Raw genomic sequence first — 10137 nt, forward strand, 5'->3', positions numbered from 1 at the left:
TATTAATTTATCATATATATTTTAATCTTTTATTCTTTTGCGTCAAAAAAAAGTGAGTTTTTTCAAGGGTTTAAAGAATAATACAGCCACAAAAAACTGTGTATACAGCCACAAAAAACTGTGTATACAGCCACAAAAAACTGTGTATACAGCCACAAAAAACTTTTTTAAGTGGCTGTATTTTGGTATAATAAAAGCATGAAGAACAATTCTTTGGACAGACTTTCTTCATGCTTACTCTAAAAACACTCAAAGGAGCTTATTTCTATGTCCAGTATACCAAAAAATGAACACAATAAGAAGCAGGTGCAAATCTTGAACGAATTATCAAAACGAAAAGTAGTGGAGCATAATTCTTTAATTACAAGCATTGCCAAAATGGATAAAACCCCACTCAAAATGTTTGAGTTAGCGGTATCGTGCATTAATACCGAAGAACCGCCTAAAGACCACACAGTCTATCTCTCAAAAGAAGAACTTTTTGCGTTTTTTAAAGTTTCTGATAATGACAAACATAGTCGTTTCAAGCAGGCAGTTGAGAATATGCAGAAACAAGCTTTTTTCAAAATTAAAGAAAAAAAAGAACATGGGTTTGAGTTTGAAAATATCGTCCCTATTCCCTATGTAAAGTGGACCGATTATCATGATGAAGTTACTATTCGATTTAGTCCTGAAATCATGCCTTATCTAATCAATCTTAAAAAGAATTTCACACAACATGCCTTGTCCGATATTTCAGAACTCAATAGTAAACATTCTATCATTTTGTATCGTTGGTTATCCATGAATTATAACCAATACGAGCATTATAGTTATAAGGGTGGACGGAGAGAAGAACAAGTGGAAGCCTACCGCAATCCTTCAATTTCAATTCTAGAATTACGAGAAATGACGGATACCATCAATGATTATAAACGTTTTACTCATTTTGAAACACGAGTTTTAAAAGAACCGTTGGAAGAAATCAACGAACACACCTCCTTTAACGTGTCTTATGACAAGATAAAAAAAGGACGAAGCATCGATTCTATTGTCTTTCATATCACGAAGAAACCAGTCGCACGAAATGACTTCTACAAGCTGGAAGAACAAGACCCTATTTATTTGCAGGATAAAGCAAATAAAGAACAAGCAGAAGAACTTTTAGCAGGGAAAGCATTAAAAAGTAAATACACGAAACTTTTGTTGGATAATATGCTATTAAGTCCTTATGAAATGACCGATACGTCACTTATGGCAGGATTGCAGGCGCACGTGTATCCTCTCTATGACGAGTTAAAGGAATTAAGAGGATTGAATGGGGTCAAAGACCACTTGTCTTATGTATCTAGCAAACAAGAAGCCTATTCTAAACGCAATGTAGCGAAGTATCTGAAAAAAGCAATCGAGCAATATCTACCTACGGTTAAAAGGCAGGACTTATGATGAGTGAAAAGTTAAAGACAATCAAAGAGCTTGCGGATGAGTTAGGAGTTAGCAAGAATAAAATTCATTATCAAGTTTCTAAAATATCAAGCGAATATGTAGTTAGAAATAATAGTATGAAGCTATTAACCGCTGAAGCGGTTAAACAAATAAAAGAAAATCTAGGTATTGAATTAAACAGCAGTTTAAACAGTAAGTTAAATACCGTTAAACACCAAGAAAACACTAATATAAAAGGAAATACAAGTGTTGAAGGCGTTGAATTAAACAGCACTTTAAATAGCTATTTAAACAGTCTTAAACACCAAATTGAATATCTTGAATCTCAAAATATCAATAAAGATGAACAAATAAAAAGTTTAGTGGAAGCACAAAAACAAACGCAAAATTTGTTAGACCAGCAACAACGATTAGCCTTACAGGATAAAAAGTTGTTAGAAGAATACAAAGCAGAAAACGACAGATTAAAAGTTCTCAAAATGCCCTCACAGGAAACAGAATTCAAACACTTAGACAATCAATATAAAGATGAAGTGAACGCTCTTAAAGAGAAGTTGGAAAATTTGCAGGAACAAATCAAAGATCAAAAAAGGATAGAAGAACAAGAAAAACCAAGAAAATGGTGGGGACTATGGCGAAAATAGATGATTCAGTTAAAAAGAAAGTTCCAGAATTAAGGTTTCCGGGATTTACGGATGATTGGGAAGGTTCTGTTGCAAAGTTTTCCAAAAAATCTATTTTAGTGTAAAGATTGAGAAAAAAGACAGAGAGGACAGAGTAATGAATCATTTTAAAGGCAAACAATTCAAAAAAGACGTCATTATTGTCGCTGTTGGTTACTACCTGCGTTACAATCTAAGCTATCGTGAAGTTCAGGAATTGTTATATGATCGTGGAATAAATGTTTGTCATACTACGATTTATCGTTGGGTGCAAGAGTACAGCAAAGTCCTCTATTATCTTTGGAAGAAGAAAAATAGACAATCCTTCTATTCATGGAAAATGGACGAAACCTATATCAAAATTAAGGGACGTTGGCATTATCTTTATCGTGCAATTGATGCGGACGGCTTAACCTTAGATATCTGGTTACGAAAGAAACGGGATACGCAAGCAGCCTATGCTTTCTTAAAACGACTCCATAAACAGTTTGGTGAGCCGAAAGCAATTGTGACCGATAAAGCACCTTCTCTTGGCTCCGCCTTTAGAAAGTTACAGAGTGTGGGTTTATATACTAAGACAGAGCACCGAACTGTGAAGTATCTTAACAATTTAATAGAACAAGACCATCGACCTATTAAACGACGAAATAAATTTTATCAAAGTCTCCGTACAGCCTCTTCCACGATTAAGGGCATGGAGACCATTCGAGGAATATATAAAAAGAACCGAAGAAATGGAACGCTCTTCGGCTTTTCGGTGTCTACTGAAATCAAGGTATTAATGGGAATAACAGCCTAAGATATTTGGAGTTCAGAGAGGGCGCGTTTGATTTTCAAACTTCGCAACAGAACCATCAAACTTAACATTTGAGCATTTAACTAAAGATAAAATTTCTGAAATTGCGAAAAAAGTTGCGAATGAAATTAAAAATATCAATCATCATGATGATAATTTCCCTCCTGCTTATTCTTAAAAGGTAAGTGCTTATGAGTGAACAATTAGAACAACTCAAAAAACGCAAAGAGAAGTTAGAAAAAAAAATTGAAAATGAAGATTTTAAACTTCGTAAAGCAAAGTCCGCAAGCCAAAGTACAAGAACAAAATAATCAACAAGAGCAATCACAAGAAGAAGATAACGGCTTGCATATGTAAAATCGCTTTAAAGCCCTGCAGGGGGCATATTAAAAATCCTTATACAGTATTGTATAGGGATTTTCTTTTGTTTTAATTAAAATAAATTCAGTTAATGATGTATAAAACATTTTAAAGTAATTTTGTTTTGGGACAAGATTATCTTTCATTTCATAAAATTGAAACATCATTTTTGACATTAGATTTACTGATGTATCATAGCTTTCCAGATAGTCATAGCATCCTTTTTTGTGATTTCAAAAAGACCATATCGAAATTTTTGCCCATAATGTTGAACATCAGTAATAAAATCGAGATGATATAAGATACTATGTATATTTACTGGAGTAATACTGGTGTAGAACTCTACGTTTCTCCTATAAGGAGAAAATGTTTCTGTCATCGAAAATTGATAGATATCATCATCAATCAGTCTTCCTATGGCACTAAAAGATTGAAATCTGTCTTTAACGCCTAATTCTTTTGTTGGAGAATAATAAATAATGACATCATTTTTACTCATACGTTTTAATGGTTGTGCTTTCCCATGACATACTTGACAAAAACCACCTTTAACTCCTAGCTGAACATGATTGCAAGAGGCCACACCAATCCAGTATCTTCTAGTCATGACTTTCTCCAAGTTTATCTAATATGTTAATCAATTGAATTTGTTCTTTTAAGTCTATTTTTCCAAAAAAAGATTGATCAACTTGCTCAACAGATCTAATGGCTTCATTAATACAATTGTGTCCTAATTTAGTTAATAAGATGCAGTTAGCTCTAGGATCTTTAGAGCTACTTTTTTTAGTTATATAATCTTGTTTTGTCAACTTTTTTAATATTTTAGATAAAGTCATTGTATCGATATTTATAAATTTTGCAATTGTAACTTGTGTAATATCATTATCTTTTTGAAGTAAATATCCCAACGCTGCTAGAACGACAAATTGTGAGTGTGTCAAGTCATGTCTTTTTAAAATATTGTGAATTTTATGGTGCCAAACATTATAGACTCTGATAAATTGAAAGCCTATAGATTTATAAGCATCGTCATCAAAATTAGAATTAAAGCTCATATGATTCAACAACTTTCTTTAATGAAAAAACTGAGTCTGGAACATCTTTAAATATACCTTTAAGTATATTGATATTTTCTTCCCGCTCATTGTCTAATGACACTTCATGTTTAACTATCGTCCCTTTATTAGTTGGAATGAGGAAATGACCAAATGTAATATTTCCCATAGGTGTTTGTGTCACATCAATAAATTCTTTATGACGTATTACCGATGTAAGAGTAAAATCCATAGGTGGCATATTTTTTAATTTCATTACTCCTTTATTGCCTGTAATAAAATTATCATTTTGTATTGTAATGTCTTCTAAATCATCCTCCCATAAATACCATTTTTTAGTATTAGAATAATATTCCCATATTTTTTCTGAGCTTACACTTACGATTGTTTCAAAACTAAATTTCATTATATCCTCCTTTTATAAACGATTTTATTATAAACTATTTTATAATATAAAGCAATAGCATTTTTATAAGAATAACAATATTTAGTAAAAACTAGAAAGTAATAATCAGTCCCACATTTGTCCCATATCATAAAAAATAAGCGGGTGTTTTATCAATTTATATAAATTAAAAATGCACTATAGTGGCTTTTAAAGTATTTAAAACGATATATACAACTCTAGCTATTCATGCTAAGGGCTTTTGGTTTTGTCTTTGAACATTTATACCAAAACAAGATTAAAAGTGCTTAGAAGACAAATTATGACGTTACAGGACTATTCTAGTTTATTATCCGCTTTGCAAGCGGACTGCTTCTGTCGTCAAGCAGACCAACGAGCATAAACAAAAAGACTTGCCAAGAAAAACCTTTGACAAGTCTTTTTGTTCATAACTTAACAGTTGTGAGCTATTTTTTTGTATGTTATAATTAAAGGAGAAAGAAGGGCTCGCAACTTGGGGTTATTAGTGGGGGTAAAAATATGAAAATTGGGTATGCACGTGTTAGTACTTTTGAACAGAAATTAGAATCTCAAATTGAAGTTCTGAAAGAAGCGGGAGCAGAAGAAGTTTTCCAAGAAAAATTTACGGGAACTACAGTTGAACGTCCACAATTTAATTTAGTACTCAAAAAGTTAGCAAATGGCGATACTTTAATTGTGACAAAGTTAGATCGATTAGCCAGGAACACTAGAGAAGTTTTAGAAATTGTTCAATCTCTGTTCAATCGAGGAATTAAGGTTCATATATTAAATATTGGACTTATCGATAATACACCGACTGGTCAACTTATTTTTACCATCTTCAGTGCTTTTGCGCAGTTTGAGAGAGATCTTATTGTGACCAGGACTCAAGAAGGGAAACACTTTGCTAAAATTCATGATCCCAATTTTAAAGAGGGGCGCCCTCAAAAATTCACCGAAGAACAAATTCAATTTGCTTATGAGTTAAAGCAGCAGGGAATGACTTACAAGATGATTGAGCGGAAAACTGGGATAAGTATTGCGACACAAAAAAGAAGATTTATAAAGGCAAAAAATCAAACTATTGACAAAGAATATTGAAATGTTATAATTTAGTTAACGAAGATTTGTGGGAGTGGTATCTCACAATAGGAACTGAGGAACTGCGAATTCCTCAGTTTTTTTGTACAAAAAAACGCCCAGTTCTGCGAAACTGAGCGAATGTGGATTAATGGCGCTTATGTCGGTATTTTAACCACTCCTTGACCAGCTCAAGGATTACTCCAACCACAATAGGAGCGACTACTGATACGAAGATTTGCAGAAGCATTATCTCACCCCCTTCCTAAGGCATTTCTGCATTGGTAAGGTGCGCCACTAAATATTGTAACATATATCAATTACTGATAGCCAAATAATAATATGATTAATAATCAGTTGATGGCAGTAAGTAGGTCCATACTAAATGGTAAATACCAAAATATGGTATGATATAAATATAAAATATAGGAGGTGAATAGCATAGCAACTAATGAGCTAGAAAAATATCCAAATTTAATCAATGAAAAAGAGAAAAATAAAGCGAGGTCAAATATATACAAACTTGGCAAAGAAATTGCAAAAGAGTCTTATGAGATGGAATTAATACGTGAGAATCGAATAGATAGTAGATTTGAAAAGTTAACAACCTTTGTATCTTTGATTATAGCAATATTAGGTTATTTCGCCGGATCCGCCGAATTATTTAACAAATTAGATCAAGTACCTGTAGCTATTTTAGTTTATACTGTATTTAGTTTATTGAGTATTGTTTTAATTTTATCTTTGATTGGACAATTTTATCGCAAATTGCAAGTGCAAGTTAGCCACTAGATAGATTCAATTAACATCTGATTTGGTGTCTTGAAGTTGAACATTTTTCTTGGATAATTGTTCATCCAGTTCTCAATATAAGCCACGAATTGTTTCGTGGTTTTCTTTGTGCCTTTAGGGAGGTGTCTGCGTATCATACGGTTTTGACTTGTAAGAACAGGATTGAATGAAGCCATACTGTTCGCATATTTTTAGTGGATGAACAAACAAAATACGAGAGATTTTTTGTTCGTTCATCCATGGTTTTAGAAAAAAGAGGGACGATTTCGGAAGAAGAAAATCGTCTCTTTTTTTCTTCTTTTTGTATGACAAAAAGAAATATCTTTTGCCCATTTTATTTTTATCAAATGGGCAGTTGGCGTTTGCGTAAAGCAAATCGACACAATCCAAAGGGGATAAAAGGGGAAAGTGAAACTTCCCCCTTTTCAAGCAATATTGTAATACAAGAACGAAGTGATTTGTATTACAATGTGATAGCTTGCAGTATTTATGGTTTTATATGGTCTATTTTGTTATAATGATTGTAACCGAATAGGGCGCAATTCTTATAACAAAATCAATGACAAAGGGCGATTGAGGAATGAGCGCGGGGGCATTTTATCTTTGAGGAGGCTATTTATGGATCAGAAAGAAGTATCACAAAATCAAACAAAGTACATTCAATTTCGATTATCTGAAGAACAATACAATAAGCTGAAAATTTCAGGAGAAACATATGGACTCTCTCCGAATCTTTATGCGAAAAAATTAGCACAAAAATCTCATTTAAAAAAACCTTATCTCGAATATGACCAAGCGAAATCTTTATTATTAGAACTCTCAAAACAAGGAACCAATTTAAATCAAATCGCCAAGAAACTCAATCAATTCGATCGGATGGACAACCAAGATAAAGAGCTGATCGAGGCTTTACGCTATACATACGGAGTACTCGCTCAAGCTCAAAAGGGGTATAAAGAGTTATGGCAACAATTGCAAAAATAAGCAATGGCGCAAGTGCAGCGAGCGCCCTTAATTATGCTTTAGGTCAAGACAGACCCATGCATGAAAAAACTGAACAGTGGCTACAAGACCATCAATTGGAACGTCCTGTGGAGCTGACAAATTGTCGGGCAGTTGCCGTGGGTGGAACCAACGGGATTGATCCCTTTATCGCCAAAGAACAATTTGATGTCATTCGACAACTTCATAACCAAACGAAAGAATCCAATCAAGTCTTGCGTATTACCCAATCTTTCGCCTTAGATGAACTGAATCCGAAAGTTCAAAAAGACTGGCAAAAAGCCAATGATTTAGGCGTTGAATTAGCAGAAAACCTTTATCCTAACCATCAAAGCGCTGTTTATACGCATTTAGACGGAAAAAATCACGTCTTACACAACCACATCATTGTCAATAAGGTCAATTTAGATACAGGAAAGAAATTAAGAGAACAAAAAGGGGAAAGTGTTCAACGAGCACGAGAAATGAATGATCGACTCGCTTCTCGAGAAAACTGGCACATTTTAGAGCCACCAAAAGAGCGTCAAACAGAGACAGAAAAAGAACTAATCGCCAAAAATGAGTATTCTTACATGGATGATTTGAGAGAAAGAATCAATAAATCGCTTCAAGATGTCTCTGTGAGCTCATATGAGACTTTTAAAGAGCGCTTATCCGATAATGGTGTAATTCTATCAGAAAGAGGCCAAACGTTCTCATACGCCTTTTTAGACGCCAATAATAAGCAAAGACGAGCACGAGAGACCCGATTGGGTTCTGATTTTGGAAGGGAGACCATTTTACATGAGTTGGAAAACCGAGCAAGACAAAACGAATTTAGCGCTGTTGAACAACGAGAACCAGCGATTACTCCGCTTGAGCGAGACACTCAACAAAGAGAATCAGAAATTGTTAGCCTTGAACAAGCAATTGAACCAAGAAAATCAGAAGCTCTCAAGCGAGAATCAAAAATTAATCGATTTATTGACACAATCAAACAGCTTGCAGGACGAGTACCAGAACTTACTCAACGCGTTACAAGAAAATTAAAGCAAACAAAAGAGAAAATCCTCGATGATTTTGAACGTCGCTTTTCAAAGGACATGAAAAATTACGAGCAAGAACAACAGAAAAGCCTAGAAAAACAAGCGAATAGAGACGTACAGTCCGAAAAGAAACCAACAAAAGATCATGATCGGGGGATGAGTCGATGAATAAAGATGAACAACTCGTTGTTCAAGTATTAAATGCTTATAAAAATGGCAAAATTGATTTCAGTAACGTTCCAGAACTAGACCGCTTAGTCCGTCAAGAAGTTAATAAAGACTTTCGGGACTACCAAGAAAAAATAGAAGCTGTTGCGAATCAAAAAATTGAGTCTGCCATTCAAGAACAACTCCATCGTTTAGAGGCAGAAAACCTAAAAGCGACCATACTGAAAGACATTCAAGTTGAAAAACAAGCATTACTCGCTTTGAAAAAAGAACTGAATGAACAAAAAGAGCAGATAAAAGCAGATCGCAAACGTGAGATTGTCGAACGTTACGGTATTCTGATTGCGAACATTGTCTGCCTGTTCTGTTTCTTAGTTGTCGGTATTCTCATCGGACGATGGATTTATAAAGGTATCTGGGATGGTTGGGGTTTGCATATTTTGTATGACACAGTGATGGAAATACAGCCTAAACATCCTTATGGGGCAGTCGTTCTTGGATTAGGTGGTTTTGGTTTAATCGGTGCTGGCATCTATGGCAGTTTTCGATTAATGTATACCGCTTCAACATGGTTTGATCAACGTCCAAAAATTTTCAAAAGGATCTTTCCAAAAAAATAGAGAGTGAGGGGATATTTTGGTTTTAGAAAATAAATTAGGGTTAACAAATTCAGCAGAATTAGCCAAACAAGAAGAAATCTTAACGAAAACAAGAGCCAAAGAATTGTTTGAGTCTGGCAAAATAGAGGATCTTGAAATTGGGACATTTCAAGGCTTATCTGATATTCATCATTTTTTATTCCAAGATATTTACGACTTTGCAGGAAAAATTCGAGAAGTGAATATTGCGAAAGGAAACTTTCAATTTGCGCCACGTATTTTTTTAGCGCAAACACTTGAATATATTGATAAATTACCTCAAGAAACCTTTGATGAAATTATTGATAAGTATTCGGATATGAATGTGGCGCATCCTTTTAGGGAAGGCAATGGACGAGCTACTCGTATCTGGTTGGATTTAATGCTTAAAAATAAACTACACAAAATCGTCGATTGGAATCAAATTGATAAGGATGAATATTTAAATGCCATGATCCGTAGTACAGTCAGCACCAATGAATTAAAATATTTGATTCAAAAGGCATTAACCGATGATTTAGGAAAAGAACAATTCTTTAAAGGAATTGATGCGAGTTATTATTACGAGGGCTATTACGAAATTAAAACAGAAGATCTATAAACACGTATAAACACGATTTAAAGAAACAGACTGCTCAATATAAAACTTGAGCAGTCTGTTTCTTTTTTTGGATGATTTTGACCTTTGGTTTTAAATTTTTGAAAAAAATAAAAAAAGGCGAAGCCTA

At 34.0% G+C, this 10137-nt stretch carries 14 protein-coding genes and 1 pseudogene; 10 read left to right on the forward strand and 5 right to left on the reverse strand.

What is annotated here, in order from left to right:
• Positions 1 to 267 precede the first annotated feature (267 nt).
• The 3 genes from PYW30_RS10550 to PYW30_RS10560 all read left to right on the forward strand — a co-directional run bounded on the left by PYW30_RS10550 (position 268) and on the right by PYW30_RS10560 (position 2886).
• Complete coding sequence (locus PYW30_RS10550) at positions 268 to 1425, forward strand: RepB family plasmid replication initiator protein (RefSeq protein ID WP_042219816.1); 1158 nt, start codon at positions 268 to 270, stop codon at positions 1423 to 1425.
• A complete protein-coding gene (locus tag PYW30_RS10555) occupies positions 1425 to 2069 on the forward strand; it encodes a hypothetical protein (RefSeq protein WP_042219818.1) in 645 nt (214 codons plus the stop codon). Before PYW30_RS10550 ends, PYW30_RS10555 begins: the two co-directional genes overlap by 1 nt.
• Positions 2070 to 2205: 136 nt before the next feature.
• On the forward strand, positions 2206 to 2886 hold the full coding sequence (locus PYW30_RS10560; protein ID WP_002319817.1) for an IS6-like element ISS1N family transposase: 681 nt from the start codon (positions 2206 to 2208) through the stop codon (positions 2884 to 2886).
• Positions 2887 to 3424: 538 nt separating this feature from the next.
• Here PYW30_RS10560 and PYW30_RS10565 read toward each other — a convergent pair.
• From PYW30_RS10565 to PYW30_RS10575, 3 genes are read right to left on the reverse strand one after another with little or no spacing between them, the layout of a single operon-like run.
• A complete protein-coding gene (locus PYW30_RS10565; protein WP_042219822.1) occupies positions 3425 to 3850 on the reverse strand; it encodes an EVE domain-containing protein in 426 nt (141 codons plus the stop codon).
• On the reverse strand, positions 3843 to 4298 hold the full coding sequence (locus PYW30_RS10570; RefSeq protein ID WP_042219824.1) for a MarR family winged helix-turn-helix transcriptional regulator: 456 nt from the start codon (positions 4296 to 4298) through the stop codon (positions 3843 to 3845). The genes PYW30_RS10565 and PYW30_RS10570 overlap by 8 nt, the downstream gene beginning before the upstream one ends.
• Positions 4288 to 4704 (reverse strand): SRPBCC family protein, encoded by a 417-nt coding sequence (locus tag PYW30_RS10575; RefSeq protein ID WP_042219826.1) that lies wholly within the window; start codon positions 4702 to 4704, stop codon positions 4288 to 4290. The genes PYW30_RS10570 and PYW30_RS10575 overlap by 11 nt, the downstream gene beginning before the upstream one ends.
• Positions 4705 to 5223: 519 nt before the next feature.
• Between PYW30_RS10575 and PYW30_RS10580 the strand changes: the two genes are divergently transcribed.
• Complete coding sequence (locus PYW30_RS10580) at positions 5224 to 5805, forward strand: recombinase family protein (protein WP_042219828.1); 582 nt, start codon at positions 5224 to 5226, stop codon at positions 5803 to 5805.
• Positions 5806 to 5932: 127 nt separating this feature from the next.
• Here PYW30_RS10580 and PYW30_RS10585 read toward each other — a convergent pair whose 3' ends face one another.
• Positions 5933 to 6034: a type I toxin-antitoxin system Fst family toxin gene (locus tag PYW30_RS10585; RefSeq protein ID WP_143467458.1), complete on the reverse strand. Its 102-nt coding sequence runs from the start codon at positions 6032 to 6034 to the stop codon at positions 5933 to 5935.
• 182 nt (positions 6035 to 6216) lie between these two features.
• Between PYW30_RS10585 and PYW30_RS10590 the strand changes: the two genes are divergently transcribed.
• Positions 6217 to 6576 carry a hypothetical protein gene (locus tag PYW30_RS10590; RefSeq protein ID WP_042219830.1) on the forward strand — a complete coding sequence of 120 codons (360 nt, stop codon included), beginning with the start codon at positions 6217 to 6219 and terminating at the stop codon, positions 6574 to 6576.
• On the opposite strand, the pseudogene PYW30_RS10730 reads toward PYW30_RS10590, so the two are convergent.
• Positions 6573 to 6725, reverse strand: a pseudogene (locus PYW30_RS10730) (IS30 family transposase); the annotation flags it as partial. The gene PYW30_RS10590 and the pseudogene PYW30_RS10730 overlap by 4 nt on opposite strands.
• Positions 6726 to 6770: 45 nt before the next feature.
• Here PYW30_RS10730 and PYW30_RS10595 point away from each other — a divergent pair.
• The 5 genes from PYW30_RS10595 (at position 6771) to fic (ending at position 10010) form a co-directional block, all read left to right on the forward strand.
• Complete coding sequence (locus PYW30_RS10595; RefSeq protein ID WP_042219806.1) at positions 6771 to 7094, forward strand: hypothetical protein; 324 nt, start codon at positions 6771 to 6773, stop codon at positions 7092 to 7094.
• A gap of 100 nt (positions 7095 to 7194) precedes the next feature.
• Complete coding sequence (locus PYW30_RS10600; RefSeq protein WP_042219807.1) at positions 7195 to 7560, forward strand: plasmid mobilization protein; 366 nt, start codon at positions 7195 to 7197, stop codon at positions 7558 to 7560.
• A complete protein-coding gene (locus PYW30_RS10605) occupies positions 7539 to 8771 on the forward strand; it encodes a relaxase/mobilization nuclease domain-containing protein (RefSeq protein ID WP_042219810.1) in 1233 nt (410 codons plus the stop codon). The genes PYW30_RS10600 and PYW30_RS10605 overlap by 22 nt, the downstream gene beginning before the upstream one ends.
• On the forward strand, positions 8768 to 9391 hold the full coding sequence (locus PYW30_RS10610; RefSeq protein ID WP_042219812.1) for a cell envelope integrity TolA family protein: 624 nt from the start codon (positions 8768 to 8770) through the stop codon (positions 9389 to 9391). Before PYW30_RS10605 ends, PYW30_RS10610 begins: the two co-directional genes overlap by 4 nt.
• Before the next feature lie 16 nt (positions 9392 to 9407).
• Positions 9408 to 10010 carry a protein adenylyltransferase Fic gene (gene fic, locus PYW30_RS10615; protein ID WP_042219814.1) on the forward strand — a complete coding sequence of 201 codons (603 nt, stop codon included), beginning with the start codon at positions 9408 to 9410 and terminating at the stop codon, positions 10008 to 10010.
• The last annotated feature ends 127 nt before the right edge of the window (positions 10011 to 10137 follow it).

The sequence above is a fragment of the Lactococcus garvieae subsp. garvieae genome, assembly GCF_029024465.1.
Classification (GTDB): Bacteria; Bacillota; Bacilli; order Lactobacillales; family Streptococcaceae; genus Lactococcus; species Lactococcus garvieae.

Coding starts and splice junctions, on each gene's coding strand:
- PYW30_RS10605 (WP_042219810.1), top strand. CDS start 7,539: ATGGCAACAATTGCAAAAATAAGCAATGGCGCAAGTGCAGCGAGCGCC.
- PYW30_RS10580 (WP_042219828.1), top strand. CDS start 5,224: ATGAAAATTGGGTATGCACGTGTTAGTACTTTTGAACAGAAATTAGAA.
- PYW30_RS10575 (WP_042219826.1), bottom strand. CDS start 4,704: ATGAAATTTAGTTTTGAAACAATCGTAAGTGTAAGCTCAGAAAAAATA.
- PYW30_RS10555 (WP_042219818.1), top strand. CDS start 1,425: ATGAGTGAAAAGTTAAAGACAATCAAAGAGCTTGCGGATGAGTTAGGA.
- PYW30_RS10550 (WP_042219816.1), top strand. CDS start 268: ATGTCCAGTATACCAAAAAATGAACACAATAAGAAGCAGGTGCAAATC.
- PYW30_RS10560 (WP_002319817.1), top strand. CDS start 2,206: ATGAATCATTTTAAAGGCAAACAATTCAAAAAAGACGTCATTATTGTC.
- PYW30_RS10610 (WP_042219812.1), top strand. CDS start 8,768: ATGAATAAAGATGAACAACTCGTTGTTCAAGTATTAAATGCTTATAAA.
- PYW30_RS10565 (WP_042219822.1), bottom strand. CDS start 3,850: ATGACTAGAAGATACTGGATTGGTGTGGCCTCTTGCAATCATGTTCAG.
- PYW30_RS10570 (WP_042219824.1), bottom strand. CDS start 4,298: ATGAGCTTTAATTCTAATTTTGATGACGATGCTTATAAATCTATAGGC.
- PYW30_RS10585 (WP_143467458.1), bottom strand. CDS start 6,034: ATGCTTCTGCAAATCTTCGTATCAGTAGTCGCTCCTATTGTGGTTGGA.
- PYW30_RS10600 (WP_042219807.1), top strand. CDS start 7,195: ATGGATCAGAAAGAAGTATCACAAAATCAAACAAAGTACATTCAATTT.